Origin of the sequence: Mycobacterium nebraskense, from assembly GCF_002102255.1 — a bacterium.
GTDB classification, from domain to species: Bacteria; Actinomycetota; Actinomycetes; order Mycobacteriales; family Mycobacteriaceae; genus Mycobacterium; species Mycobacterium nebraskense.
In genome coordinates, this window is record NZ_LQPH01000174.1 from 1 (window position 1) to 26,821 (window position 26,821).

Below are 26,821 nucleotides of genomic sequence, written 5' to 3' on the forward strand. Positions count from 1 at the left end.
ATTATCCCTTGCAGGACAGGCACTTTCGCGTATCTACACCCCGACACTCACAATAATCCACGAAAAATCCGGGTTAGCACCGCGAGGTTGCGAACGAGGTCGGCGCCGGTATCGATAACGGCCAGATCCCGGCGCAGCCGGGCGGTCTCGGCAATGACGTAGGCGTCCTTGGCGTCGGTCTTGCCCTCCCCGGCATAGGCAGCGCTCATCGCCGCGACCACCCGTCCCGACGCGTAGCGCACCGAGTGGCCGGCCCGAGCCAGCAACGCCAGCAGCAACGCCGAGGGCGCACCGATGATGTCGACGGTCCAGATCAGCTGCACCGCCAGCGAGCCCGCGGTGGTCAGCAATGCCATGATCTCGGCCTCGTCGTTGGCGACCTTGACCGACAACAAAGTCTTTCCTTCGGCATCCACTACGCAGACCCAATGATGAGTTTTGCCGACATCGATGCCGACCCAGGCTTTGTCTTGTTGTGCGGCCACGCTTCTCCGTCCGTCGGTCCAGGTTGCTGACATGGCCCGTGGAACACCCCGCCGACGCATCCGTAACCAGCGACCGAGCGCAGATCTCAATTAGCAGCCAGGGCACCCCGGAGAGCCGAGCGGACATTCCCAGTTAGCGACCACAGCGCAAGGCGATCTCAGCCACACCCGGCTCTCTTGGGCCATTAACAGTCTTACGGAAGGTGATCTGATCTTGGGTGTCGGCGGTGCCAGCGCGATCGGCACCTTGGTGGAACGCAGCACCCGTTTCACGATCCTGTTGCACCTACCCGCCGACCACAGCGCCCAGGCCGTCGCCACGGCGATGATCGAGGCGATGAGCGAGCTGCCCGACCACCTGCGGCGTTCCATCACTTGGGATCGTGGCAGCGAAATGGCTAACTGGCGCGAGATCTCGCTGCAACTCAATGCCCCGGTTTACTTCTGCAACCCCCACTCACCCTGGCAACGCGGCAGCAACGAAAACACCAACCGGCTCTTGCGATTCTGGTTCGAAAAGGGCACCGACTTGTCCGGCTACACCAAGGCCGACCTCAAACGCGTCCAAGACACCCTCAACCGCCGGCCCCGACCCACACTCAACCTCGACACTCCCGCCCAACGACTCGCCCAACTCCTCGAACAAGCCGCCTGACCGGATGTTGCACTGACCGATTGACATTGCCCCGCAGAGCGGCGCCGCGGTTTAAGTTTCGCGGACACGCGGCGCGGAAGGAGCGGGGTGCGAGGGAGGCGAACTCAGTCCACCCGGGTGGCGTGCACTTCCCAGAACGGGGCGTGCACCCGGCCACCCTGAAGCCACGGCTCCATCGCCCGGAATCGTTCCAGCAACCCCTGCGCCTGATCGGCCATGTCGGGATTTCGCGCCGCCATCATCTCGATCTGCTCGACGCTCATGTTGACCAGGTAGGTCGTCGGCCCGAGATACGTGATCTCCCAGCCGCCATGCGGCAGCACGTCACGAAAGTCGTTCTCGGACAACGACCGCATCATCTTGAACCCGTTGACGTCGTGTTCCCCGAACTCGAACATGTACAGCCGCGCCCCCGGCTTGGTGGCCCGGTGCAGCGCCTGCACGTAGGACCTCTGCAACTCGGGATCGGTGCTGAAGGTGTGGTAGAAGGCGCAGTCGACGACGGTGTCGAATCGGCCTTCCAGGCCGTCCAGCTTGGTGGCATCGGCCAGCTCGAAATTGACCGAAACCCCGGCCTTGCGCGCGTTTTCGCGGGCCCGCTCCAGGGCGCCCGCCGACCCGTCGATGCCGGTCGCCGAGTAACCCTTGGCGGCGTAGTAGATCGCGTGGTGGCCCGGTCCGGTGCCCGGGTCGAGCACCTCGCCCTTGATCGCGCCCAGCGCGACCAGCCGCTGGACCACCGGCTGCGGGCCGCCGATGTCCCACGGCGTGGCGGCGGGCAATCCGTGTGACGTCCGGTCGTCGCGGTACATCTCCTCGAAGCGGGCCGGGTCGGTGACGTCGGGGTGGGTCATGGCAGCGAGTTCACCAACTGCTCGACCGGCACGCGCGGTCCGGTGAAGAACGGTGTCTCCTCGCGGGTGTGCCGACGGGCGTCGGTGGCGCGCAGCTCGCGCATCAGGTCGACGATGCGGTGCAGTTCGGGGGCCTCGAAGGCCAGGATCCATTCGTAGTCGCCGAGCGCGAACGCCGGCACCGTGTTGGCGCGCACGTCCTTGTATTCGCGGGCGGCCATGCCGTGTTCGGCGAGCATGCGGCGCCGTTCCTCGTCGGGCAGTAGGTACCACTCGTAGGACCGCACGAACGGATACACACAGATGTAGTTGCCGGGCTCCTCGCCGGCCAAGAACGCCGGGATGTGGCTCTTGTTGAACTCGGCCGGCCGATGCAGCGCCACGCTGCTCCACACCGGGGAGCAGGCTCGCCCCAGCGCGGTGGTGCGCCGGAAGTCGGCGTAGGTGGCCTGCAGCGCTTCGATGGTCTCGGCGTGGGTCCAGATCATGAAGTCGGCGTCGGCCCGCAGGCCCGCCACGTCGTAGAGGCCGCGCACCACGACGCCGCGCTCCTCCTGCTGCTTGAAAAATCGCGACGCGTCATCGATAACGCTGTCGCGCTGTTCTCCGAGCGCGCCCGGCCGCACGGAGAAGACCGAGAACATCAGGTAGCGGATCGTCGCGTTGAGGGTGTCGAAGTCGAGCTTGGCCATGGAACCTATCGTGCCACTTGCGCGTCTAAGTCCCCGATGGCCCTGATCACACGCTCGGCGGCCCGGCCGGCCGCCCCGACGCACGCCGGCACCCCGATGCCGTCGAGGTAGCTGCCGGCCACGGCGAGCGTCGGCGGCAGGCCCGCGCGTATCTCGGCGACCAGCTCCGCGTGGCCGGGGCCGTACTGCGGCATAGCCTCGATCCAGCGCTGCACGCGGGCGTCGACCGGGTCGACCGCCAGCCCGAACACGTCGACCAGGTCGCTCAACGCCCATCCCAGCAGCTCGTCATCCGAGATGCTGGTGGCCACATCGTCGCCGCACCGACCGAACGACAGCCGCAGCAGCTGCGTGTCCCCGCGGGCGCCCCACTTGCGCGACGAGAGCGTAATTGCCTTGGCCCGCAAGCGCTCTCCGGTGGCCACCAGCACACCGGAACACTCCGGGAACGGGGTGTCGCCCGGCACCGCGAGCGCGACCACCACCGACGACGCGCTGGTGATCCGGGTGGCCGCGGCGGCGGTGCCCGGGGCGACGTCGGCCAACAAAAGTGCCACCCGAGGGGCCGGGACGGCCAGAACCACCGCATCGGCCTGCCAGCGGGTACCGGTGTCATCCAGCAGCGACCACCCCGCTCCGGCGGGCTCCAGCCGTTGCACCGCGGCGCGGACCCGGTGCGGCCGGGCGCGCTCGACGAGCGCGTCCAGCAGGACCTGGTAGCCGCCATCCAGCGCGCCGAACACCGGCGCGCCCGTCGCCGGCGGCAGCGCCTGCCGGACCGCGTTCGTCAGGCTGGTGGCGCCGCCGTCCAAGGCCGCCGCGACGCCCGGGGCCGCCGCCCGCAGACCGATCGTGGCCGCCGAACCCGCGTACACACCGCTCAGCAGCGGATCCACCGACCGGGCCACGACCTGCTCGCCGAACCGCTCGCCCACCAGATCAGCCGTCGCGGGATCGGCACCGGGCCGCCAGTCCAGCGGGCGGCCGGGTTCGGCTTCGATGCGCGCGACCGTCGCCTCGTCGACCAATCCCGCCACCGAGGCGGCCGACGACGGAATCCCGACCACCGTCCCAGTGGGCAGCGGATGCAACTTCTCCTGGCTGTAGATCAACGGCCGGGCGCCGGTGGACACCAGTTGACGCCCTGAGAGGCCCAGCTCGGCCAGCAGCGCCGGCATCTCGGGCCGGCGCAGGATGAACGCCTCGGCGCCCACGTCCATGGTCTGCCCGCCGACCGTCTCGGTGCGCAGGATTCCGCCCACCCGATCGCCGGGATCGAACAGCGTGATCGCCGCGTCGTCGCCCACCGCCGCGCGGAGCCGGTACGCCGCAGTCAGACCCGAAATCCCTCCCCCGACAACGCAATACGACGGAGAAGTCATAGGGAGTGGACCAGTGACACCAGATCGGTCAGCACACCGGGCTCCGTGTCCGGCAGCACGCCGTGGCCAAGGTTGAAGACATGTCCGGTCGCGCCCGCGTCGACGGCGCGGCGCCCGTCCTCGACGACGGCCCGGGCGGCGCGCTCCACGGCCGGCCAGCCCGCCATCAGCACCACCGGATCGAGGTTGCCCTGCAGCGCCGTGCCGGGCGCGACCCGGGCGGCCGCATCGGAGAGGGAGGTTCGCCAGTCCACGCCCACCACCGTCGCGCCAACGCTCGACATGGCACCCAGCAGTTCGGCGGTGCCGACCCCGAAGTGCGTCATCGGCACGCCGTGCTCGGCCAGCGCGCCGAAAACCCGGGCGCTGTGCGGTTGCACGTAGGTGCGGTAGTCGGCGAGCGACAGGGCGCCCGCCCATGAGTCGAACACCTGAATGGCGTCCACCCCCGCCTCCAGCTGCGCCCGCAGGAAGCCGACGGTGATGTCGGTCAACTTTTCCATCAGCGTATGCCAGCTGTCCGGTTCGGCCAGCATCATCGCCTTGGTGCGGGCGTGGTGGCGGCTCGGGCCACCCTCGATCAAATACGACGCCAGGGTGAACGGCGCACCCGCGAACCCGATCAGCGGGATGTCACCGAGCGCGGCCACCAGCAGCGTGACCGCGTCGGATACCGGCTGAATCCGTTGCTCGTCAAGGGGTTTCATCGCGTCGATGTCGGCCGCGGTGCGCACCGGCGACGCGATCACCGGCCCGACGCCCGCGACGATGTCCAGGTCGACGCCCGCGCCGAGCAGCGGCACCACGATGTCGGAGAACAATATCGCCGCGTCGACGCCGTGCCGGCGCACCGGCTGCAGGGTGATCTCGCAGACCAGCTCGGCGTCGAAGCAGGCCGGCAACATGTCGGTCTGGGCCCGCAGCGCCCGGTATTCGGGCAGCGAACGACCTGCCTGCCGCATGAACCACACCGGGATGCGGCCGGGTTTACGACCGGTGACGGCGGCCAGATACGGCGACTCGGGGAGGTCGCGGCGAGTACTCATTGTCGTCAATGCTGCCACGACGGCAGACCCTTCCTTCGCGCTGCGTACTATCAACGACCGTGCCCGTCAGCCACCCCCCTGTGAATTACGACGAGTTCCCCAGCCTGCGCTGCGAAGTGGGCGACAACGGCATCCTGACGCTGGTTCTCGACGCCCCCGGCCTCAATTCGGTCGGGCCGCAGATGCACCGCGACCTCGCAGACGTCTGGCCGGCGATCGCCCGCGACCCCGACGTGCGCGTCGTGCTGGTCCGCGGCGAAGGCAAGGCCTTCTCCTCCGGTGGCAGCTTCGACCTGATCGCCGAAACCATCGGCGACTACGAGGGCCGGATCCGCATCATGCGGGAAGCCCGCGACCTGGTGCTCAACATGGTCAACTTCGACAAGCCCGTCGTCTCGGCGATCCGGGGCCCGGCCGTCGGGGCGGGCCTGGTGGTGGCCCTACTCGCCGACGTCTCGGTGGCGGGCCGCACCGCGAAACTCATCGACGGGCACACCAAGCTGGGCGTGGCCGCGGGCGACCACGCCGCGATCTGCTGGCCACTGCTGGTCGGCATGGCCAAGGCCAAGTACTACCTGCTCACCTGCGAGACGCTGCTGGGCGAAGAAGCGGAGCGCATCGGCCTGGTGTCCACCTGCGTCGACGACGATGACGTTTTGTCCACGGCGACGCGGATCGCCGATGATCTGGCGCGGGGCGCGCAGAACGCCATCCGTTGGACGAAGCACAGTCTCAACTACTGGTACCGCATGTTCGCGCCCACGTTCGACACCTCGCTGGGCCTGGAATTTCTCAGCTTCAGCGGCCCCGACGTGCAGGAAGGCCTCGCTGCGCATCGCGAGAAACGACCCGCCCGGTTCACCGGCGGATCCGCCTCCTGAGCAGGCCCGATACACTTCTATGGGGTCCGGTAACGGCTTGGTCGCGGTCGGCGCGCCTGATTCCGCGTGTCGGCCGATGGGTCTACCGTCGGACCCTGTGACCCGTGTCGCGACGATGGAGAGCGGCCCGGATGAACAGGAGCGGCGCCAAGTGACCTCAGCTGAACCGGAGCAATTCCGCGAGGCGGTAGCGGCGATGAACACCGTGACGGTGCGGCCGGAGATCGAGCTGGGCCCCATCCGCCCGCCCCAGCGCCTGGCGCCCTACAGCTACGCGCTGGGGGCCGAGGTCAAGCATCCCGACCGTGAAATTGTCCCCGAGCGATCCGACGGCGACGCCTTCGGCCGGCTGATCCTGCTGTACGACCCGGAAGGCGCCGACGCCTGGGACGGCACCATCCGCCTGGTCGCCTACATCCAGGCCGATCTGGATCCCAGCGAGGCCGTCGACCCCCTGCTGCCGGAGGTGGCGTGGAGTTGGCTGGTCGACGCACTGGAATCCCGGATGGAGCAGGTCACTGCCCTGGGCGGCACGGTCACCGCCACCACGTCGGTGCGCTACGGCGACATCTCCGGGCCGCCGCGCGCCCACCAGTTGGAGCTGCGGGCGTCATGGACGGCCACCACGCCGCAAGTCGGCGTCCACGTCGAGGCCTTCTGCGAAGTACTGGAACACGCGGCGGGCCTCCCGCCGACGGGCGTCACCGATCTGAGCTCCCGGTCACGCGCCTGACATGTGCGAACCGGAGGCCCACGGGCCCGGCAGCACCGCGCCCGACAGCACCGCGCCCGACAGCACCGAAACCCAGCCCACACCGCTGCTGCACCCGGCCGAAGGGGTTCCGGACCTCTCGGTGACGGTCCGCGAGATCGAGGCGGCCGCGAAGCTCCTGGACCGTGGGCGCGGACCGTTTGCGGTGGACGCCGAGCGGGCGTCGGGTTTCCGGTACTCCAACCGGGCCTACCTGATTCAGATCCGCCGGGCCGGCGCCGGCACCGTGCTCATCGACCCGGTCAGCCACGGCACCGACCCGCTGACGGCGCTGCGGCCCGTCGCCGAGGTGCTGAGCGAAGACGAATGGATCCTGCACTCCGCCGACCAGGACCTGCCCTGCCTGGCGGAGGTGGGCTTGCAGCCACCGGCGCTGTACGACACCGAGCTCGCCGGGCGGCTGGCCGGGTTCGAGCGGGTAAACCTGGCGACCATGGTGGAGCGGCTGCTGGGTTCCGGGCTTTCCAAGGGCCATGGGGCGGCCGACTGGTCCAAACGCCCCCTGCCCGCGGAATGGCTCAATTACGCGGCGCTGGACGTGGAACTGCTCATCGAGCTGCGCGCCGCGATCGCCGACATCCTCGCCGAGCAGGGCAAAACTGGTTGGGCCGCAGAGGAATTTGACTATTTGCGGGCGGTGGGTTCCAGGGAGCCCGGCGCGGCGACCCGACGGGACCGATGGCGACGGACGTCGGGCATCCATCGGGTGCGCGACCAACGCGGCCTGGCCGCGGTCCGTGAGCTGTGGTTGACGCGCGACCGCATCGCCCAGCGCCGCGACATCGCGCCGCGACGCATCCTGCCGGACTCGGCCATCATCGACGCCGCCATCGCCGACCCCAAGACGGTCGAGGACCTCACCGCGTTGCCGGTGTTCGGTGGGCGCAATCAACGTCGCAGCGCCGCCACGTGGTTGGCGGCGCTCGAGGTGGCCCGCCAAACGAAAAATCCGCCCGTCGACGCCGAACCGCCGAACGGCCCGCCACCGCCGGCGAGGTGGAGCAGGCGCAAACCAGAGGCCGCCGCACGGCTGGAGGCGGCGCGGGCGGCGCTGTCAGAGGTGTCCGAGCGGGTCAACGTCCCCACCGAGAACCTGGTCTCACCCGACCTGGTGCGGCGGCTCTGCTGGGACTGGGAGGCCGCGCCCGACCCTTTCGAAGCCGTCGAGACGTTTCTGCGCACCGGGCAGGCCCGGCCGTGGCAGCGCGAGCTGGTGGATCCCGTCCTGGCCCGCGCGCTGCAGCCGCCCGAGGCGCCCCCTGGCGAACGCGACGACTAGTCCAGGTGCTCGCGGATCTCCGCTTCGGTGACGGAGCTGCCCAGCGCGGCGACCCAGCCGGTGATGCGGCGGGCCACGTCCTGATCGGTCAGCCCCAGGTCGGCCAGCAGCTCACCCCGTGAGGCGTGCTCGTAGAACCGCTGTGGCAGGCCGACGTCGCGGCACGGCACGTCGATCTCCGCGCGTCGCAGGGCCGCCGACACCGCCGACCCCACGCCCCCGTTGACCCCGTTGTCCTCACACGTCACGACCAGCTTGTGCTGCGTGGCAAGCTCGAGGACTCCCTCGGACACCGGCAGCACCCAACGCGGGTCGATCACCGTCACGCCGATCCCCTGGTTGTGTAGCCGCTTGGCCACCTCCAAGGCCATCGGGACGAACGCGCCGACGCCCACCAGCAGCACGTCATGGTTCAGCCCCGCGGCAGGCACGGCGAGCACGTCGATGGCCGAGACGCCCGTGCCGCGGCGCTCGAGGGCCGGAATGTCTTCGCCCACGTCACCTTTGGGGAACCGGAGCGCCGTCGGACCGTCGTTGACGTCAAGCGCCTCACCGAGTTCCTCGCGCAAGCGGGTGGCGTCCCTGGGTGCGGCCACCCGCATGCCGGGCACGATGCCCAGCATCGACATGTCCCACATGCCGTTGTGGCTGGCACCGTCCGAACCGGTGATCCCGGCCCGGTCGAGCACTATGGTGACGGGCAGTTCGTGCAGCGCCACGTCCATCATGATCTGGTCGAAGGCCCGGTTGAGGAACGTCGAATAGATGGCCACCACCGGGTGCATGCCGCCCATCGCCAGGCCGGCCGCCGACGTCAGCGCGTGCTGCTCGGCGATGCCGACGTCGAAGAGGCGATCCGGGAACTGTTTTCCGAACGCGCTCAGCCCGGTCGGGCCGGGCATCGCCGCGGTGATGGCCACGATGTCGCGGCGCTTGCGGGCGTAGCCGATGAGCGCGTCGGAGAACGTGGCCGTCCAGCCGGGGCCGGCGACCTTGGTGGCCTGCCCGGTGACCGGGTCGATGACGCCGCACGAATGCATCTGCTCGGCTTCGTCGTCCTCCGCCGGGCCGAAACCCATGCCCTTGCGGGTGACGACGTGCACGATCACCGGCCGGCCGAAGCCGCGCGCGTGCCGCAGCGCCATCTCCACCGCGCGTTCGTCGTGGCCGTCGACCGGGCCCACGTACTTCAGCCCTAGATCGGTGAACAACAGCTGCGGGGACAGGGAGTCCTTGATGCCGGCCTTGACGCTGTGCATGAACCGGTAGGCGATCTTGCCGAACAGCGGCATCGAGCGCACGACGTCGCGACCTCTCTCGAGCATCTGCTCGTAGGCCGGCTGCAGCCGCAGCGTGGCCAGATGGTCGGCGACGCCGCCGATCGTCGGTGCGTAGCTGCGGCCATTGTCGTTCACCACGATGATCACCGGCCGATCCGATGCGGCGATGTTGTTCAGCGCCTCCCAGCACATGCCGCCCGTGAGCGCGCCGTCGCCGACCACGGCGACCACATGCCGGTTGCGGTGACCGGTCAGCTCGAATGCCTTGGCCAGACCGTCGGCGTACGAGAGCGCCGCGCTGGCGTGGCTGGACTCCACCCAGTCGTGTTCGCTCTCCGCGCGCGACGGATATCCCGACAGCCCGCCCTTTTTGCGCAGGCTCTCGAAGTCCTGCGAGCGCCCGGTCAGCATCTTGTGGACGTAGGCCTGGTGTCCGGTGTCGAAGATGATCGGATCGTGCGGGGAGTCGAACACCCGGTGCAGCGCCAGCGTCAGTTCGACGACGCCGAGGTTGGGCCCCAGGTGTCCCCCGGTGGCAGCGACCTTGTGGATCAGGAATTCGCGAATCTCGGTGGCAAGTTCGCGCAGCTGCTGTTGGGACAGGTACTGCAGATCAGCGGGCCCGCGGATCTGTTCCAGCATCCCGATAGTCTACGCAGCGACCGCCGGAAGAGCAGGGACGCGGCCGAAGGTAGCCGGCCTACGGGGGGCCAAAAAGTCCAGCCAAGGTGTCATGTAGTTCGGGATCTGCCAGGACGACGACCTCGTCGCCGGCCTGAAGTTCGGTGTCGCCCCGAACCGGCACCAGGCCGGTGGTGCGGACCACGATGCTCACCCAGATGTCGCCGACGCGGTCACCGAGACCCTCGACAGTGCACCCCTCGGCGGCGGACCCAGAGGCAACGCTGAAGCGATGGGCCCCCTGCGGTTCGTCCGCGAGCCGGACACCTATCTCCCACGGCCGGGTCTCCACGGTGCGCATGGGCAGCTGCAACAGTCTTGCGACGCCAGGCACCGAGCCGCCCTGCACCAGCACTGAGAAAATGACGACGACGACCACGATGCCGTACAGGCGTTCGGCGTCGGCGACGTGGGCGGCCCGGAGGAATTCGCCTAGCAGAATCGGCACCGCACCCTTGAGCCCGGCGACGAGAACGAAGATGCGTTCGTTTCGCTCTAACCGGACTGGAACCAGGCAGGAGCCCACCGCCAACGGGCGGATCACCAATGTCAGGGCCACACCGAGGGCGAGCCCGGGAATCCATACACCGGGATGGGCAAGCACGTTCAGGTCGACGGTCAAACCCAGAACGGCAAACGCGACGATCTCAGCCAGACCGGCCAGGGCAGCGTGGAATCGCTTGATCTCCGGCTTGTAGGGCGTGCGAGCGTCGCCGATCACGATGCCAGCAACGAACACCGCCAGAAACCCCGAGCCGTGCGCAAGCGTGGCAATGCCGTACAACATCAGACAGGATGCCAGCGTTCGGAGTGAGTAGAGGCCTTCGCTCGGTAACGCCACGCGGCGCATGAAGATGAGCAGGGCACGGCCACCGACCACTCCCACGGCCAGGCCGATCGCCATCTGCAGAGCGAATTGGGTTCCCACACTGGCGAATCCGGCTGCGCTGAGACCGCCGGCGGCGATCAGGCTGGACATCAAGGAGATGCCGACCGGATCGTTGGCACCGGACTCGCCCTCCAGGATGGTGCTGCTGCGACCCCGGATCTCGCGTTTACCCAGGACAGAGAAAACCACGGCCGGATCCGTGGGAGCCACGGCCGTGGCCACGAGCACCGCCGGAAACCAGCTGATTCCGCATCCGTAGTGCAGCATCAGTGCCGCCCCAGCGGCGGTGAGGGCGGTTCCCACCACGCCCACCGACAGGATCGGGACAGCCGCCGCGCGGAACCGCGACGGCCCGATGTGCATGCCGCCCTCGAACAACACCAACACCAGCGCGATGGTGATGACCCGCTCCACGGTCGGCTCGGACGGTGACTGCACCGCCGGCACCGCGTGCACCGCCACGGCGGCTCCGACCAGCACGAGCAGGGGCACGGGCACCTTCACCCGCTCGGTGAGACGGTTCGCCAACACGGCGATCAAACCGACTGCACTGCAGAACAAGATGATCAACGCGTAACGAAAAGTCTCGTTCACGATGGCCACACTCGGAAAAGGGTGCATACGTAGCGCGCCGTCAACCGACACGGCTCGACGGTCAGAGACCGCTCCTTCGTGGTAGGCACCTAAGCCTTTCGGTCGGTCGACAACGACATCGCCGACCAGACTTCCCGGCACACCGCGACGGAGTCTAGCCGCTTCCCGGAGCCATCGCCCGCAGAGGCATTGCGGTTGCGCGTTTCTCGTTCGCTCTGGGCGCGCCGCACAAACACATGGCAGAGGTTTAGGGCAACCCGCGAACCACGATCACCTCGTAACGGACTCGTCGACGTCCTTCCTGCTTCCTAGCGGGTCAGCAGCGCGACGCATTCGGTGTGATGGGTGAGCGGGAATGCGTCGAACACCTTGATCTTCTCGACGGCATAGCCATGGCCGAGGTAGAGCCCGATGTCACGGGCGAAAGACGCGGCCTCGCAACCGATGTGCACCACCCGCGGGACCTCGGCGGCGGCCAGGAGATCGATGACTTCGCGTCCGGCGCCCGCTCTCGGCGGATCCAGCACCGCCACATCGGCGCCCGATCGTGGCGCGTTGAGCACCCGCCGCACCGAGTCGGTGACGACCTGCACCTGCGGCAGGTCATCCAGCGCGGCCCGGGCGGCCCGCGTGGCCGCGCGCGAGGTGTCGACGGTCAGCACCCGCCCGGACTCCCCGACCGCGGCGCCGAGCGCCGCGGCGAAAACGCCCGCACCGCCGTAGAGATCCCAGGCGGTCATGCCGGTGCCGGGCTGCGCCCAGTCGGCGACCAGACGGCTGTACACCGTGGCCGCGCCGCGGTGCGCCTGCCAGAAAGCCGTCACCGGGATCTGCCAACTGCGCCCGTCCACCCGCTGCACCGCCTCGTAGCTGCCCTCCACCACCTTGGTCGCGGTCCGTCTCCCCTGCCGCAGCGTGCGCACCACGTGCCGCGCACCGTCGTCGTCCACGACAACGTGCAGCTGCGCGGTCGGCGGCCAGTCGGATTCGGCGATCCCGTCGAGCATGCCGGCCGCCAACTGCGCGCAACGCAGGTCGGTCACCAGCTCGTCGCTGTGATACCGGTGAAAGCCGGCGTGGTGGTCCGCGCCCACATCGAGCCGGACCCGGGTGCGCCAACCCGTCGGCCCGGAGTCCGACAGCGGTTCGGCCTCGCCATTCCAGCGGTGTCCGCCCAGCCGCTCCAGCTGATTGGCCACCACTTGCGCCTTGAGCGCGCGGGCCGCATCCGGGGCGGCGAACGCCAAGTCGCAGCACCCAGCACCGTCCACGCCGGCGATGGGGCACAGCGACTCGATGCGGTCGGGCGCCGGCTCCAACACCTCGACAACCTCGGCGTGCCAATAAGATCCACGGTCGGCGGTGACCCGGACCCGCACTCGCTCACCCGGCAACGCGTAGCGCACGAACACCACGCGTCCTTCGTGGTGCGCCACGCAGCTGCCGCCGTTGGCCGGGGCGCCGGTGACCAACGTCAACTCCTCGTACGGGGGCAGCACCGCGTTGGGTGTGCGAGGTGACTCGCGGGTCAATCGAAGATTCCCCGACGGGTGTCACCCGGGGCCACATGGTGCTGCAGCGTCCGAAGCCGTTCCGACGAACTCAGTTGCCACGGAACAGAAGTCACCATCACGTTGGGCATAAACAACAGCCGGCCCTTGAGCCGCAGCGCGCTTTGGTTGTGCAGCACCTGCTCCCACCAATGGCCCACCACATACTCGGGAATGAACACGGTGACGACGGTGCGCGGCGACTCTTTGCTGACCCGCTTGACGTAATCCAGTATGGGACGGGTGATTTCGCGGTAGGGCGAGGCGATGACCTTCAGCGGCACACTGATGTCGCTTTCCTCCCACTGGTGCACCAACTCGCGGGTTTCCCCGTCGTCGACGCTGACGGTGACCGCCTCGAGCGCATCGGGACGGGTCGCGCGGGCGTAGGCCAGCGCGCGCAGCGTCGGCAGATGCAGCTTGGACACCAGCACCAGGGCGTGATTGCGGCTCGGCAACACCACGTCGTGCTGGGCGGCGGCCTGCTCCTCCAGCTCCTGGGTGACGGTGCCATAGTGCCGGTGGATCATCTTCATCATTCCGAACAGCAAAGCCATGGCGAAAAGCGCGATCCACGCGCCGGCGACGAACTTGGTCACCAGGACGACCAACAAGACCGCGCCGGTGGAGAGCAACCCGACCGTGTTGACGACCCGGGAGCGCATCATCTTGCGCCGCGCACGCGGATCGGTCTCGGTGCGCAGCAATCGCGTCCAGTGCCGCACCATGCCGATCTGGCTCAGTGTGAACGAAATGAACACGCCGACGATGTACAGCTGGATCAGGGCGGTGACCTCGGCGCGGAACGCGATGATCGCCAACAGCGCCGCCCCGGACAGGAACAGGATTCCGTTGGAGAACGCCAGCCGGTCCCCGCGGGTGTGCAGCTGACGCGGCAGGTAACTGTGTTGCGCCAGAACCGAGCCGAGCACCGGGAACCCGTTGAACGCGGTGTTGGCCGCCAGCACCAGGATGAGCGCGGTCACCGTGGCGATCAGCAGGAAGCCGATGTGGAAGCTGCCGAACACCGTTTCCGCCAACTGGGTGACCAGGGTCTTCTGGTAGTAGCCCGGCGGCGCGCCGGTCAGTTGCCTGGCGGGATCCTCGACCAGCTGCACCCGGATCTGCTGGGCCAACACGATGATGCCCATCAGCAGGGCCACCGCGATCCCACCCAGCATCAGTAGCGTCGTCGCCGCGTTGCGCGACTTGGGCTTCTCGAAAGCCGGAACGCCGTTGCTGATGGCCTCCACACCGGTCAGTGCCGCGCAGCCCGACGAGAACGATCGCGCCACCAGGAATGCCAGCGCGAAGCCGACGACCTGGCCGTGCTCCGCGTGCATCTGGAAGCCGGCGGATTCCGCCCGCAGCGGGTTACCCAGCACGAAGATCCGGAACAGGCCCCAGCCGATCATGATGAAGACGCCGACGATGAACGCGTAGGTCGGCACCGCGAAGGCAACCCCGGACTCGCGGATTCCGCGCAGGTTCAACGACATCACCAGCAGGATGGCCGCCACGCAGAACCACACCTTGTGCTGGGCCACGAGCGGGATGGCGGAGCCGATGTTCGACATCGCCGATGCCGTCGAAACGGCCACGGTCAGAACGTAATCCACCATCAGCGCGCTGGCGACCACCAGCCCGGCGGTGTCACCGAGATTGGTCGTGACGACCTCGTAGTCGCCGCCGCCCGACGGGTAGGCGTGCACGTTCTGCCGGTAGCTGGCCACCACGACCAGCATCACCGCGGCCACGGCGAGACCGATCCAGGGCGTCAACGCGTACGCGGTCACGCCGGCCACCGAGAGCATCAGGAAGACCTCCTCGGGTGCGTACGCCACCGAGGACAATGCGTCGGAGGCGAACACCGGCAAGGCGATCCGCTTGGGCAGCAGGGTGTGACTCAGCCGGTCGCTGCGTTGCGGCCGACCGATCAGCAACCGACGCGCTGCGGTTGAAAGTTTGGACACGAGAGCCAAGAGTAAGCCCACATGGGTTTGGCGGTAGCTTCGTAGGCGAGAATGTTTGCCGACCCGAAATCGGCTGGCCGACGTGGGTTGCTGATTGGGAGCGCAGGACGCAGCCGAGAGGATCGGAAAGTGCGAGTAGTGGTGATGGGCTGCGGCCGGGTCGGTTCCTCGGTGGCCGACGGGCTATCGCGGATCGGCCACGACGTCGCGGTCATCGACCGCGACAGCACCGCCTTCAACCGGCTCAGCCCCGAGTACGCCGGAGAGCGGGTTTTAGGGCAGGGGTTTGACCGGGACGTATTGCTAAGGGCCGGCATCGAGGAGGCGGACGCGTTCGCCGCCGTGTCGTCCGGGGATAACTCGAACATCATCTCGGCGCGGCTGGCCCGGGAGACCTTTGGTGTCAAGCGCGTCGTCGCCCGCATCTACGACGCCAAGCGCGCCGAGGTCTACGAACGCCTCGGCATCCCCACGATCGCCACCGTGCCGTGGACCACCGATCGCCTGCTCAACGCGCTGCTGCGGGACACCGAAACGGCGAAGTGGCGGGACCCGACCGGCACGGTGGCCGTCGCCGAGGTCGTCCTGCACGAGGAGTGGATCGGGCACCGGGTCACCGATCTCGAGCAGGCCACCGGCGCCCGCGTCGCGTTCCTGGTCCGGTTCGGTGCCGGCGTCCTGCCCGACCCGAAAACGGTCATCCAGGCCGGCGATCAGGTCTACGTCGCCGCGATCTCCGGCCGCGCCGCCGAGGCCGTGGCCATCGCGGCCCTGCCACCCAGTGAAGATCTCTGATGAACTTGAGCGACGGGTTTAAGGAGCGGCGAAAATGAAGGCCGCCGACGACGAAGAAGCCGGCGCAGCCGGGTTTAGGGAGCGGCGAAAATGAAGGTAGCTGTCGCCGGGGCCGGCGCGGTCGGCCGCTCCGTCAGTCGCGAACTCATCGGCAACGGCCACGACGTGACGCTCATCGAGCGCAACCCCGATCACGTCGACGTCGACGCCATCCCCGCCGCGCATTGGCGGCTCGGCGATGCCTGCGAGCTGAGCCTGCTGGAATCGGTGCACCTGCAGGAGTTCGACGTGGTGGTGGCCGCCACCGGGGACGACAAGGCCAACGTCGTGCTCAGCCTGCTGGCCAAGACCGAATTCGCGGTGCCCCGGGTGGTGGCCCGGGTCAACGACCCACGCAACGAATGGTTGTTCACCGACGCCTGGGGCGTGGACGTGGCGGTGTCCACGCCGCGCATGCTCGCCTCGCTGATCGAAGAGGCCGTTGCCGTCGGTGATCTGGTGCGCCTCATGGAATTCCGCAGAGGGCAGGCCAACCTCGTCGAGATCACCCTGCCCGACGACACGCCCTGGGGCGGCAAGCCGGTGCGCCGACTGCAGCTGCCCCGGGACGCCTCGCTGGTGACGATCCTGCGCGGCCCGCGGGTGATCGTGCCCGAGGCGGACGAGCCGCTGGAAGGTGGTGACGAGCTGCTGTTCGTCGCGGTCGCCGATGCCGAGGAGGATCTGCGCAAGCTCCTGCTGCCCGACGGCCCGGCGCTGAGCGACTAGGGCGTGTTTGACAAATAGGGTAGCCAGATGGTGACTGCCCTGAGTACGGCGGCGGCGCGATAGACGATGGCGAGTTTGTCGTAGCGGGTGGCCAAGCCGCGCCATTGCTTGACGATGTTGAAGCTGCGTTCAATGACGTTGCGGCGCTTGTAGTCTTCAGCGTCGAAGGCCGGTGGGCGGCCGCCGCGTGCACCCCGTCTTTTGCGGTGGGCGATTTGATCTGAGGGCTCGGGAATTACGGCAACGATGCGCCGGCGCCGCAGCTGCGCGCGGGTCGCTCGGCTCGAATAGGCCTTGTCGCCGCGAACCCGGTCGGGACGTGTACGGGGTGCCGCTGCGGTACCGCGGGTGACCTTCAGGTGCGCCAGCAAATGCTCCAACACGGGGCCATCGTGGGCCTGCCCGGCGGACACCAGGATGACCAGCGGGCGCCCCGCGCCGTCGACGAGGTGGTGGATCTTGCTGGTCCATCCGCCGCGCGAACGGCCAATCCCGTGGTCAGGCGGCTCGATGGCCGGATTCTTGTAATTCGACCCAGCCCCCTGTGTGACGGGCGACGTTCGTGGCGTGCTGATGCGCACGGGCGATCGTGGAATCCACCGCCACCGACCAATCGATGATCCCCGCCTCCTGGGCTGCGGCCAGCAATCGTGCCAGCACCTGATCCCAAATACCCTCAGCACTCATCCGCCGATGCCAGGTCCAGATCGTCTGCCACGGCCCGAACACCGCAGGCACATCCCGCCAGGCGATCCCGCACCGGTACCGGTAGATGACGCCCTCCACCATCTGCCGGGCATCCCGAAACGGCCTGCCCCGCTTGCCGGTCCGTGCCGGCAGCAGATCCTCGATCAACGACCACTGAGCATCAGAAAGCAACTGGAAACGCGACATCCCGTAAGCCTCAGGCACAAAACCCGAAACTTTTGTCAGACACGCCCTAGTCGCGGACGGGACCGGCCTCGACCTGGAGGCCGGTGTCACCGGCCGCGGACATGGCACGCTGCGCCGATTTGATGGCCACGTACGTCGCCAGCGCCGCCGCCACGGTCAGCGGCCACCCCATCGCGATTCGCGCCACCGCCAGCCAACCGGTCTGGTCGGCGTCGTAGAGCAGGCCCTGGACCACGAACCGGGCGGCGAAGACCAGCACCCAGCAGATCGAGGCGATGTCGAACGCGTAGACGGCCCGGGATACGGCGCGCCAGTCGCGACCCCGCCCGCTGGCCCAGCTCCACACGTAGCCGACCAGAGGCCGCCGGATGACGATCGACACTGCGACGACCACCGCCCACAGCAACGACATCCAGATGCCGATAAGGAAGTAGCCCTTGGACTCCCCCACGACGTAGGCGACGAGCGCGCAGATGGCGACGCCGAAGAACCCGGAGAACGCCGGCTGCGGAGATTCCCGCCGAATCAGCCGCCACAGCAGGACAAGTGCGGCCACGGCCAGCGCCGACGCGATCGCCACGAACAATCCCGACACGCTCGAAGCAATGACGAAGATCACAACGGGTAGCGATGAATAGATGACGCCGCTGACCCCGCCGACCTGTCCGAGAAGACGTTCCGGTGTGATGCGGCTGGCGGTCGAGCGTGCGGGCGAGCCCGGCTCGTGGGGTCCCGAACTTGACCCCCAATCGGCGGGTTGCGTCACCGCTGAATTTCGTAGTGCGGGTTGTAGATGGCCTTGGTTCCGTTCTCCAGCTCGCCCAGCCGACCCCGCACCCGCAGCTTGCGGCCCGAGTCGATGCCGGGTATCCGGCGCTGGCCCAACCAGACCAGGGTGACGGTGTCGCTGCCGTCGAACAGCTCGGCGCGGACACCGCCCGCGCAGGCCTTACCGTTACATTCCACGCTGCGCAGCGTGCCGATCATCGTGACCTCCTGGCCACGCTCGCAATCGACAACTCGTTGTGCGCCGGTACTTGCGACCTCGTCCGACAACTCCTCGGAGTCGCGTTGCTCCGGAGCCTCCGTCAAGCGACGGGTGAGCCGGCGCAGATATCCTTGGGCCCCCATGGCCACTCCTGACAATGCTGATAAGCCTCGGCGCTTCCACTTATGCCAACGGACACCGTAGACCTCTTGGTTCCCGCGCGCCAACCGACTCAAACACCGATTTTGGAGCGCTGAGGAACGCCGGGGCACTATCAAGGGGTGGCTGTCGATCTGCGGGGTGTCACGACCGTCTTGTTGCCTGGTACGGGGTCCGACGACGACTACGTTCACCGGGCGTTTTCGGGTCCGTTGCGTGAGGTCGGTGCCGTGCTGGTGACCCCTCGGCCCCACCCGGATCGGTTGATCGACGGCTACGTGTCCGCTTTGGATGCCGCCGCGCGCACGGGTCCGATCGCGGTCGGCGGCGTCTCGATCGGCGCGGCGGTGGCGGTCGCCTGGGCACTGGCGCACCCGGACAAGACGGTCGCCGTCCTCGCCGCGCTGCCGGCCTGGGCCGGGGCACCGCAAGCGGCGCCCGCGGCCCTCGCGGCGCGGCATACGGCATCGCAGCTGCGCGCTGACGGACTGGAGGCGACGACCAGCCAGATGCGGGCGTCCAGCCCCTCGTGGCTGGCCGACGAGCTGGCCCGTTCGTGGCGCGCCCAATGGCCACAATTGCCCGACGCCATGGACGAGGCCGCCGGCTATGCGGCCCCGAACCACGCCGAGCTGGCCCGGCTGACCGCACCGCTGGCCGTGGCGGCCGCCGTCGACGACCCCATTCATCCGCTGCAGGTCGGCGTGGAGTGGGTCGACGCCGCGCCGCGGGCGGCGCTGCGGACGGTGACGCTCGACCAGATCGGCTCGGACCCCGCCGCGCTGGGCGCGGCATGCCTGTCGGCTCTCGCCGAGCTGGGGTAAGAGTCTCCGGTCAGCCGCCGGTGGTGGTCCGCAGCTGCTGCATGGCCGAGCCCTCGACGCTGCGGCGCGCCGCCGGCTCGTTGGGCCCCTGCTCCGCCGCGGCCTGTTGCGCCTCGGCTTGCTGGGCGGCCGCGGCCTCCCGCAATTGCTGCGCCATCGGCTCGGGTAGCTGCACGGTCAACGGCGTGCGCACCGGAAGCGGTGTGTCACCGCGCCGAACCACGGTGTCCGCCAACGCTGCTCGCGCCTCTTGCTCGAGCGCTTCCATCGTCTCGTGGGGGCCGTTGATGACGCAGCGGATCATCCAGCGGTAGCCGTCGACCCCGATGAAGCGCACCGCACCGGAGGCGGAGCCGACCACCTCGCGACCCCACGGGCCGTCCTTGATGCTGACTTTGGCCGAGTCCTTGCGCAGCGAATCGGCGAGCTCACCGGCCACTTCACGCCACAGGCTGCCGGTCTTCGGTGCCGCGTAGGCGGCGATGGTGAAGCGGCCGTTGGGTGTGACAACCCACACGGCGCTCGGGACCCCGGCCTCGGTGAGTTCGACCTGCAGCTGGCCAGCCTCCGGCATCGGAATGAGCACCGAGCCAAGGTCCAGGCGCGCCAGCTCCGCGACCGACGGGTCGTCGAAATCGTCGATGTCGAACGGGCCCTCGAGTTCTTCGATTTCGTCGGAAGCCTCGTCGTCGGCCGGGCTCACGATGCCGTCCGCCGATCGGGTGTCCTCGCCGGCGGGGGCGACGGGGGTTTCTTCGCTGTCTTCATTGCGTGAGCGTTTACCGAATGCCACCATCACAAACTCGCATGTCCGCCGGAGGAACCGTGGCCACCATCGCCACGGGATGTTTCGGCCAGGCCGGCCTCGTCGAACGACGACACCTCGACCAGCTCGACCAGCTCGACCCGCTGCACGAGCAGCTGGGCGATGCGGTCGCCACGATGCACCACGATGGGCTCGGCCGGATCGAGGTTGATCAGCGCGACCTTGATCTCGCCGCGATAGCCCGCGTCGATGGTGCCCGGACTGTTGACGATCGAAAGCCCCACACGCGACGCCAATCCCGAACGCGGGTGAACCAACCCGACCATCCCGAACGGAATCGCGACGGCCACGCCGGTGCGTACCAGCGCACGTCGCCCTGGCTCCAGCTTGAGGTCTTCCGCGCTGTAGAGATCAACCCCGGCGTCGCCGGCGTGGGCGCGCGTGGGCAGTGGAAGCTCGGGATCAAGGCGGACGATGGCCAGACTGGTCGACACGGGGCCACAGATTACCCTTGACTGCGTGTCCGGTACGCGCGTCGCGCCGCACAGTGTGCGATATCGCGAACGACTGTGGGTGCCATGGTGGTGGTGGCCGCTGGCCTTCGGGCTGGCGGGCCTCATCGCTTTCGAAGTCAACATGGGTGTCGCCCCCGGACCTTCCTGGCTGCCGTACGCAACGCTTTTCGCCGTGGCGGCCGGAACGCTGCTGTGGTTGGGCCGCGTCGAGATCCGGGTTACCGCTGATCCGAACGTCCCGGGCGGGGTGGAACTGTGGGCCGGCGAGGCGCACCTGCCGGTCAACGTGATCGCCCGATCGGCCGCGGTAGCCCCGTCGGCCAAGTCCGCTGCCCTGGGCCGCCAACTCGACCCGGCGGCTTTTGTGCTGCATCGCGCGTGGATCGGGCCGATGATCCTGGTCGTCCTCGATGACCCGGACGACCCGACGCCGTACTGGCTGGTGAGTTGCCGCCATCCGGAGCGGGTGCTGTCGTCATTGCGCAGCTGACCCCGAAATCGGTCAGGCCGCGCAGTCGGTACAGATCATCAGGCCGTTCTTCTCGCTGGCCAGCCGGCTACGGTGTTGCACCAGGAAGCAGCTCGAGCAGGTGAACTCGTCAGCCTGCTTCGGAATGACGCGAACCGACAGTTCTTCCCCGGACAGGTCGGCGCCAGGCAGCTCAAAAGATTCAGCGGTTTCGGATTCGTCGACGTCGACCACGGCCGAAGCCGCCTCGTTGCGTCGCGCTTTGAGCTCCTCCAGCGAGTCTTCCGAGACGTCGTCCGTCTCGGTGCGCCGTGGAGCGTCGTAGTCGGTAGGCATATCTCTTCCCCTGCCCTATTGCCTCTGCATGCCCTCGTTAGCTCAAGCATCGCTTTGTACCAGCGTCGAACGCATCCACCAAATGATTCGTGCCCGTATAGCGGTCCGTTAATGTGTGATTTACGTCACACACCCATATTGACCCTTGCGTTCGCCTTTGAACAGTGCGTTTAGGGTGCGGTTAGAGTGCACCTGTGGTCGCACAAATCACCGAGGGTACCGCCTTCGACAAGCACGGTCGGCCCTTCCGGCGACGCAATCCCCGGCCCGCCATCGTCGTGGTGGTTTTCCTGGTGGTGGTGACCGCCGTGGTGTGGACCATTGCGCTGACCCGGCCGGCGAAGGTGCACGAGGTCGCGGTGTGCAACCCGCCGCCGCAAGGGGCCGGATCGGCGCCGGCTCAGCTCGGTGAGCAGGTGTCGCGGAGCGCGATGATGGACGCCACGCCCGCCAAACTCGGCGACACCAAGGTCCGCGTGCTCAACGCCAGCGGCCGCGGCGGACAAGCCGGCGACGTCGCCGGCGCGTTGAAGGACATCGGGTTCGCTCAGCCGACCGCCGCTAACGATCCCCTCTATGCCGGCACCCGGCTCACCTGCCAGGGCCAGATCCGGTTCGGTACGGCCGGGCAGGCCAACGCGGCCGCGGTTTGGCTGGTGGCGCCGTGCATGGAGTTGTTCAGCGACAGCCGCGCCGACGACTCCGTCGACCTGGCGTTGGGCACGGACTTCACCGCGCTGGCCCACAACGATGACATCGACGCCGTACTGGCCACCCTGCGCCCCGGCGCCACCGGGCCCTCAGACCCCGCGCTACTCACGAAGATTCACGCCAGCAGCTGCTGACGGGGCGTCAATCGAGAATCGGGTCCAGGCCGTCGATTTCGGCCAGCGCCGCCAGCAGCTCATCGGCGATACCCGGTGCGGCGGCCAGCACCAGCCCGGCACCATCAATGTTGCTCGGGGGCAAGGAAACTCGCGCCCCGGCCTCGGCCGCGATCAGCGCTCCCGCGGCGCAATCCCACGGCTGCAGGCCGTGCTCGTAGAACGCGTCGAGCCGGCCCGCCGCGACCATGCACAAATCCAGCGCCGCCGAACCGATGCGGCGAACGTCGCGGACCACCGGCAGCAGCCGCGCCAATAACGCCGCCTGCGCCGCCCGACGCTGCCTTGAGTAACCGAAACCGGTGCCCAGCAACGCCATCGACAAATCATCGACCGCGGCGCACCGCAACGGTCTTGCCCCTTGCTCGTCGATGACATGCGCGCCGAGACCGATTGCGGCCGAGTACACCCTGCCGCCGACGACGTCGGCGACCGCGCCCGCCACCGACACGCCGTCAACTTGCACACCGACGGACACCGCGTATGCCGGAATGCCGTAGACGAAGTTCACCGTGCCGTCGATGGGATCGAGCACCCAGGTGACCGCGTCCGCGGGGGTGGCCGCCGGATCGGCCGGACCGCCGCCCTCTTCGCCGAGAATCGGGTCACCGGGCCGTAATTGAGCCAGCCGATCCCGCAACAGGCGCTCCGTCTCGGTGTCGACGACGGTTACCGGATCGGTGGGGGTGCTCTTCGACCGCACCGCTCCGTTCCCTGGAAATTTCGAGCCTGCCGCGGCCGCGCCGAACACCTCGACGCGGCGACGCCGCACGAACGCGGCGGCTTCCGTGGCCAATGTCTCGGCCACCGTGCGCAACCGGGCGGGCTCGTCATCAGGTGGGGTCACCGGTCTATCGCATCACAGGCGCCACGGCCCCGCAGATACCCCGTAGCCGCATCGGCGCCGGGCTAAGGTGGGCGGACAGCCCAAGTCACGCCCAGGAGCTTCGATGACCAGCACCGACTCGACCACGGATACGCCCGGCACCGCCGCCGCCGTCGGCACACCACAGCGTCGGGGATTCGGTGTCGACGTCGGCGGCAGCGGCATCAAGGGCGGCATCGTCGACATGGACACCGGGCAGTTGATCGGCGAGCGGGTCAAGCTGTTGACCCCGCAGCCCGCAACGCCGCCGGCGGTCGCCAAGACCATCGCCGAGGTTGTCAACGCGTTCGGCTGGACCGGTCCGCTCGGGGTGACCTATCCCGGGGTCGTCACCCACGGCGTCGTTCAAACGGCGGCCAACGTCGACAAGTCGTGGATCGGCACCAACGCGCGCGACATCATCAGCGCCGAACTAGACGGCCAGGACGTCACGGTGCTCAACGATGCCGACGCCGCCGGGCTGGCCGAGGAGCACTACGGAGCGGGCAAAAACCGGTCGGGCCTGGTCGTGTTGCTGACGTTCGGCACGGGAATCGGCTCCGCGGTCATTCACAACGGCACGTTGATACCCAACACCGAGTTCGGGCATCTCGAGGTCGGCGGCAAAGAAGCCGAAGAGCGGGCGGCGTCGTCGGTCAAAGAGAAGAACGATTGGAGCTACGAAAAGTGGGCCAAGCAGGTCACTCGGGTGCTGGTGGCCATCGAGAACGCGGTGTGGCCGGACCTGTTCATCGCCGGTGGCGGCATCAGCCGCAAGGCCGACAAGTGGCTACCGCTGCTCGAAAACCGCACCCCGGTGGTGGCTGCGGCCCTGCTCAACACCGCCGGGATAGTCGGCGCGGCCATGGCCTCCACCTCCGACGTGACCCACTGATTTTTCCCCGGCAGAGCCGTTCGCCCGCTCGCTGTCGTTACAATGGTCATCGGCGACCGCCCGAACGATAGCGTGCAATACCCACGCTGATCCAACGCCGACATCGACATAGCAGACACTTTCGGTTGACCATGCCCAATACCCACCGAAGGTGAGCCCAAACGAAGGGGTGTAAGTGGCAGCGACCAAGGCAAGCCCGGCAACCGATGCGCCGGTGAAACGGACCGCCACGAAATCTCCGCCCTCCCCCGCTAAGCGATCGGCGGCCAAGGCCGCCCATGGCTCCGCCCCCGCCAAACGCGCCGCCAAGGCGCCGGCACGGACCGCCAAGTCCGAGGTCGAGGCCGCTGCCGAGCCGAAAAAGACGCGCGCCGCCAAGGCCCCGTCGGGCCGCGGGACCAAAGCGGCCAAGGGCGCTCCCGCGGACTCCGACGTCGAGCTGGAGGCCGTCGAAGATCTCGACGATGCGGAACTCGACGCCGAGCCCGGCGACGACCTCGAGATCGACGCCGCCGACCTGAGCCTGGATGACCTGGAGGAGGTCGTCGCTGTCGACGCCGACGCCGACCCGGCCGACCCGGCCGACTCCGACGACAGCGAGGAAGAGGGAGCGGCTCCGGCCGCCGCGACCGGCGAGGCTTCCCCCGACGAGGAGGAGGAAATCGCCGAGCCCTCCGAGAAGGACAAGGCCTCCGGCGATTTCGTCTGGGACGAAGACGAGTCCGAGGCACTGCGTCAGGCTCGTAAGGACGCCGAACTCACCGCCTCCGCGGACTCGGTTCGCGCTTACCTCAAACAGATCGGCAAGGTGGCGCTGCTCAACGCCGAGGAAGAGGTCGAGCTGGCGAAGCGGATCGAGGCCGGCCTGTACGCCACACAGCTGATGGCCGAGATGGCCGAGCGCGGCGACAAACTGCCGGCCGCTCAGCGCCGCGACATGATGTGGATCTGCCGCGACGGCGATCGCGCGAAAAACCATCTGCTGGAAGCCAACCTGCGTCTCGTGGTGTCGCTGGCCAAGCGGTACACCGGCCGCGGCATGGCGTTCCTGGACCTCATCCAGGAAGGGAACCTGGGTCTGATCCGCGCGGTCGAGAAGTTCGACTACACCAAGGGCTACAAGTTCTCCACCTATGCGACGTGGTGGATCCGCCAGGCGATCACCCGCGCTATGGCCGACCAGGCCCGCACCATCCGCATCCCGGTGCACATGGTCGAGGTGATCAACAAGCTGGGCCGCATCCAGCGCGAGCTGCTGCAGGATCTGGGCCGCGAGCCCACGCCTGAAGAGCTGGCCAAGGAAATGGACATCACGCCCGAAAAGGTGCTGGAGATCCAGCAATACGCCCGCGAGCCGATCTCGCTGGACCAGACCATCGGCGACGAGGGCGACAGCCAGCTGGGTGACTTCATCGAGGACAGCGAGGCCGTGGTGGCCGTCGATGCGGTGTCCTTCACCCTGCTGCAAGACCAGCTGCAGTCGGTGCTGGAGACCCTCTCCGAGCGCGAGGCCGGCGTAGTACGGCTGCGCTTCGGCCTCACCGATGGCCAGCCCCGCACCCTCGACGAGATCGGCCAGGTCTACGGCGTCACCCGCGAGCGCATCCGTCAGATCGAGTCCAAGACGATGTCAAAGCTGCGCCACCCCAGCCGTTCCCAGGTCCTGCGCGACTACCTCGACTAAGGGAGCCACCGACCGTCCTCGCCGGACCCGTTGCCGCGCAAGGACGGTCAACCTCCACGGAAAATCCGTCGCGCCGGTGGCCGCGCCGTCGTACCGTGACTCCCATGTCAGGCAACCGCACAGTGGTCTCATCCGACTCCGAGTTCGAGACGGCCGTCGGCTATTCGCGCGCGGTCCGCGTCGGCCCGCACGTGTCGGTGGCCGGAACGACCGGCGCCGGGCCGGCCGGGGATATCGCGGCCCAGGCGCGAGACGCGTTGCGCCGCATCGAGATTGCGCTCCGCCAGGCGGGCGCGGCGCTCACCGACGTGGTCCGCACCCGCATCTACGTCACCGACATCTCCCGCTGGCGCGAGGTCGCAGCGGTGCATGCGCAGGTCTTCGGCGCCATCCGTCCCGCGGCGACCATGGTGGAAGTGTCCGCGCTGATCGCACCCGCGCTGCTGGTGGAGATCGAAGCCGACGCCTACGTGGACTCCCCTGCCGGCGGGAACGTTCCGTCGGGCGCCGGGCGGTAGGCGGTGACCCGGATCACAGCATCTGTGGGCAGCGGACCGTACAGGTGAGGGAACAGCATCGACTCCGGATCCGTTGCTACGCCGGGCTCCCAACGCACCTCAGAGTGCAGCCGCGCCGGGTCGATGTGCAGTAGCAGCAAGTCGTCGCGACCCCGGTAGAGCCGGTTGGCGGGCAGATGGACCTGCTCGGGCGCCGACAGATGGATGAACTGGCCGCCGCCGGACGCGTCGGGGCGAATCCCACCGGAAGCGCGGGCGCGGGACCACTCGTCGAGCCCGCACAGATGTACCAGCAGGTCAGGAGCGAAAGTCACGGGTGATCACTTTAGAGAACGCGACGAAACGAAATGTTTACAGCCCGTGAGAAACGACACACCCGATAACGATCGGGGAACAAGGCGAAAACCCCATACGTCTGAGAGAGTGAATGAAAGCAAGAACGGAGAAG

General features: G+C 68.2%; 29 protein-coding genes and 1 pseudogene. 12 read left to right on the top strand and 18 right to left on the bottom strand.

Annotated elements, in window-relative coordinates; translation table 11 throughout:
- Positions 1-47: 47 nt before the first annotated feature.
- Entirely contained in the window at positions 48-485 is a 438-nt protein-coding gene (locus AWC17_RS28605) for an IS110 family transposase (protein WP_046187431.1), read from the bottom strand.
- A gap of 199 nt (positions 486-684) precedes the next feature.
- Between AWC17_RS28605 and AWC17_RS28610 the strand changes: the two are divergent.
- Positions 685-1,140: pseudogene (locus AWC17_RS28610) on the top strand (IS30 family transposase); the annotation flags it as partial.
- 104 nt (positions 1,141-1,244) lie between these two features.
- Here AWC17_RS28610 and AWC17_RS28615 read toward each other — a convergent pair.
- The 4 genes from AWC17_RS28615 to hemE are packed head-to-tail and all read right to left on the bottom strand — an operon-like array spanning position 1,245 to position 5,114.
- Positions 1,245-1,994, bottom strand: a complete 750-nt coding sequence (locus tag AWC17_RS28615) for a class I SAM-dependent methyltransferase (protein WP_046187010.1) — start codon at positions 1,992-1,994, stop codon at positions 1,245-1,247.
- Entirely contained in the window at positions 1,991-2,686 is a 696-nt protein-coding gene (gene hemQ, locus AWC17_RS28620; RefSeq protein ID WP_046187011.1) for a hydrogen peroxide-dependent heme synthase, read from the bottom strand. Before hemQ ends, AWC17_RS28615 begins: the two co-directional genes overlap by 4 nt.
- Before the next feature lie 5 nt (positions 2,687-2,691).
- Positions 2,692-4,068: a protoporphyrinogen oxidase gene (locus AWC17_RS28625; protein ID WP_085165541.1), complete on the bottom strand. Its 1,377-nt coding sequence runs from the start codon at positions 4,066-4,068 to the stop codon at positions 2,692-2,694.
- Positions 4,065-5,114, bottom strand: a complete 1,050-nt coding sequence (gene hemE, locus AWC17_RS28630; RefSeq protein WP_085165543.1) for a uroporphyrinogen decarboxylase — start codon at positions 5,112-5,114, stop codon at positions 4,065-4,067. The genes AWC17_RS28625 and hemE overlap by 4 nt, the downstream gene beginning before the upstream one ends.
- A gap of 59 nt (positions 5,115-5,173) precedes the next feature.
- On the opposite strand from hemE, the gene AWC17_RS28635 reads away from it, so the two are divergent.
- From AWC17_RS28635 to AWC17_RS28645, 3 genes are all read left to right on the top strand, one after another.
- A complete protein-coding gene (locus AWC17_RS28635) occupies positions 5,174-5,995 on the top strand; it encodes an enoyl-CoA hydratase/isomerase family protein (protein WP_046186980.1) in 822 nt (273 codons plus the stop codon).
- 115 nt (positions 5,996-6,110) lie between these two features.
- Positions 6,111-6,728 carry a DUF3000 domain-containing protein gene (locus AWC17_RS28640; RefSeq protein ID WP_082123233.1) on the top strand — a complete coding sequence of 206 codons (618 nt, stop codon included), beginning with the start codon at positions 6,111-6,113 and terminating at the stop codon, positions 6,726-6,728.
- A 1-nt stretch (position 6,729) separates the two neighbouring features.
- Entirely contained in the window at positions 6,730-8,046 is a 1,317-nt protein-coding gene (locus AWC17_RS28645) for an HRDC domain-containing protein (protein ID WP_085165545.1), read from the top strand.
- On the opposite strand, the gene dxs is transcribed toward AWC17_RS28645, so the two are convergent.
- The 4 genes from dxs to AWC17_RS28665 form a co-directional block, all read right to left on the bottom strand.
- The gene (gene dxs / locus AWC17_RS28650; protein ID WP_085165547.1) at positions 8,043-9,968 is read right to left on the bottom strand and encodes a 1-deoxy-D-xylulose-5-phosphate synthase; all 1,926 of its coding nucleotides are present in this window, start codon (positions 9,966-9,968) and stop codon (positions 8,043-8,045) included. The genes AWC17_RS28645 and dxs overlap by 4 nt on opposite strands.
- Before the next feature lie 58 nt (positions 9,969-10,026).
- Positions 10,027-11,490, bottom strand: coding sequence for a cation:proton antiporter domain-containing protein (locus AWC17_RS28655; RefSeq protein ID WP_244193539.1), 1,464 nt, complete (start codon positions 11,488-11,490; stop codon positions 10,027-10,029).
- A gap of 308 nt (positions 11,491-11,798) precedes the next feature.
- Positions 11,799-12,989, bottom strand: a complete 1,191-nt coding sequence (locus tag AWC17_RS28660) for a class I SAM-dependent RNA methyltransferase (RefSeq protein WP_047323293.1) — start codon at positions 12,987-12,989, stop codon at positions 11,799-11,801.
- Positions 12,990-13,018: 29 nt separating this feature from the next.
- Positions 13,019-15,013: an APC family permease gene (locus AWC17_RS28665; protein WP_085165551.1), complete on the bottom strand. Its 1,995-nt coding sequence runs from the start codon at positions 15,011-15,013 to the stop codon at positions 13,019-13,021.
- 129 nt (positions 15,014-15,142) lie between these two features.
- On the opposite strand from AWC17_RS28665, the gene AWC17_RS28670 reads away from it, so the two are divergent.
- Entirely contained in the window at positions 15,143-15,808 is a 666-nt protein-coding gene (locus tag AWC17_RS28670; RefSeq protein WP_141224844.1) for a potassium channel family protein, read from the top strand.
- A 90-nt stretch (positions 15,809-15,898) separates the two neighbouring features.
- Positions 15,899-16,576: a potassium channel family protein gene (locus AWC17_RS28675; protein WP_085165553.1), complete on the top strand. Its 678-nt coding sequence runs from the start codon at positions 15,899-15,901 to the stop codon at positions 16,574-16,576.
- Here AWC17_RS28675 and AWC17_RS28680 read toward each other — a convergent pair.
- From AWC17_RS28680 to AWC17_RS28695, 4 genes are all read right to left on the bottom strand, one after another.
- Complete coding sequence (locus tag AWC17_RS28680; RefSeq protein ID WP_276806229.1) at positions 16,573-17,157, bottom strand: IS5 family transposase; 585 nt, start codon at positions 17,155-17,157, stop codon at positions 16,573-16,575. The two genes, AWC17_RS28675 and AWC17_RS28680, sit on opposite strands and share 4 nt — an antisense overlap.
- Positions 17,075-17,470 (bottom strand): IS5 family transposase, encoded by a 396-nt coding sequence (locus AWC17_RS34255; protein ID WP_046184983.1) that lies wholly within the window; start codon positions 17,468-17,470, stop codon positions 17,075-17,077. Before AWC17_RS34255 ends, AWC17_RS28680 begins: the two co-directional genes overlap by 83 nt.
- Positions 17,471-17,516: 46 nt before the next feature.
- Positions 17,517-18,158: a DUF3159 domain-containing protein gene (locus tag AWC17_RS28690; RefSeq protein WP_244193540.1), complete on the bottom strand. Its 642-nt coding sequence runs from the start codon at positions 18,156-18,158 to the stop codon at positions 17,517-17,519.
- 74 nt (positions 18,159-18,232) lie between these two features.
- Positions 18,233-18,601, bottom strand: coding sequence for an OB-fold nucleic acid binding domain-containing protein (locus AWC17_RS28695; protein WP_085165559.1), 369 nt, complete (start codon positions 18,599-18,601; stop codon positions 18,233-18,235).
- 138 nt (positions 18,602-18,739) lie between these two features.
- On the opposite strand from AWC17_RS28695, the gene AWC17_RS28700 reads away from it, so the two are divergent.
- A complete protein-coding gene (locus tag AWC17_RS28700; protein ID WP_085165560.1) occupies positions 18,740-19,441 on the top strand; it encodes an alpha/beta fold hydrolase in 702 nt (233 codons plus the stop codon).
- Between the two features lie 10 nt (positions 19,442-19,451).
- Here the strand turns inward: AWC17_RS28700 and AWC17_RS28705 are convergent, their stop codons facing one another.
- Both AWC17_RS28705 and dut read right to left on the bottom strand, forming a co-directional pair.
- Positions 19,452-20,234, bottom strand: a complete 783-nt coding sequence (locus AWC17_RS28705; protein WP_372517429.1) for a DUF3710 domain-containing protein — start codon at positions 20,232-20,234, stop codon at positions 19,452-19,454.
- Between the two features lie 2 nt (positions 20,235-20,236).
- Complete coding sequence (gene dut / locus AWC17_RS28710; RefSeq protein ID WP_046186534.1) at positions 20,237-20,701, bottom strand: dUTP diphosphatase; 465 nt, start codon at positions 20,699-20,701, stop codon at positions 20,237-20,239.
- A 25-nt stretch (positions 20,702-20,726) separates the two neighbouring features.
- Between dut and AWC17_RS28715 the strand changes: the two genes are divergently transcribed.
- Positions 20,727-21,212, top strand: coding sequence for a DUF3093 domain-containing protein (locus AWC17_RS28715; protein WP_046186535.1), 486 nt, complete (start codon positions 20,727-20,729; stop codon positions 21,210-21,212).
- Positions 21,213-21,224: 12 nt separating this feature from the next.
- Here AWC17_RS28715 and AWC17_RS28720 read toward each other — a convergent pair whose 3' ends face one another.
- A complete protein-coding gene (locus AWC17_RS28720) occupies positions 21,225-21,527 on the bottom strand; it encodes a DUF4193 domain-containing protein (RefSeq protein ID WP_007171590.1) in 303 nt (100 codons plus the stop codon).
- A 194-nt stretch (positions 21,528-21,721) separates the two neighbouring features.
- Between AWC17_RS28720 and cei the strand changes: the two genes are divergently transcribed.
- The gene (cei, locus tag AWC17_RS28725) at positions 21,722-22,372 is read left to right on the top strand and encodes an envelope integrity protein Cei (protein WP_046186536.1); all 651 of its coding nucleotides are present in this window, start codon (positions 21,722-21,724) and stop codon (positions 22,370-22,372) included.
- Between the two features lie 7 nt (positions 22,373-22,379).
- Here the strand turns inward: cei and AWC17_RS28730 are convergent, their stop codons facing one another.
- Entirely contained in the window at positions 22,380-23,258 is an 879-nt protein-coding gene (locus AWC17_RS28730; RefSeq protein WP_046186537.1) for an inositol monophosphatase family protein, read from the bottom strand.
- A 103-nt stretch (positions 23,259-23,361) separates the two neighbouring features.
- On the opposite strand from AWC17_RS28730, the gene ppgK reads away from it, so the two are divergent.
- From ppgK to AWC17_RS28745, 3 genes are all read left to right on the top strand, one after another.
- The gene (gene ppgK, locus AWC17_RS28735) at positions 23,362-24,171 is read left to right on the top strand and encodes a polyphosphate--glucose phosphotransferase (RefSeq protein WP_046186538.1); all 810 of its coding nucleotides are present in this window, start codon (positions 23,362-23,364) and stop codon (positions 24,169-24,171) included.
- A gap of 175 nt (positions 24,172-24,346) precedes the next feature.
- Positions 24,347-25,855, top strand: coding sequence for an RNA polymerase sigma factor (locus AWC17_RS28740; RefSeq protein WP_141224846.1), 1,509 nt, complete (start codon positions 24,347-24,349; stop codon positions 25,853-25,855).
- A gap of 104 nt (positions 25,856-25,959) precedes the next feature.
- Entirely contained in the window at positions 25,960-26,373 is a 414-nt protein-coding gene (locus AWC17_RS28745) for a RidA family protein (RefSeq protein ID WP_047323289.1), read from the top strand.
- Here AWC17_RS28745 and AWC17_RS28750 read toward each other — a convergent pair.
- Entirely contained in the window at positions 26,322-26,687 is a 366-nt protein-coding gene (locus AWC17_RS28750; protein ID WP_046185831.1) for a DUF952 domain-containing protein, read from the bottom strand. The genes AWC17_RS28745 and AWC17_RS28750 overlap by 52 nt on opposite strands.
- Between the last annotated feature and the right edge of the window lie 134 nt (positions 26,688-26,821).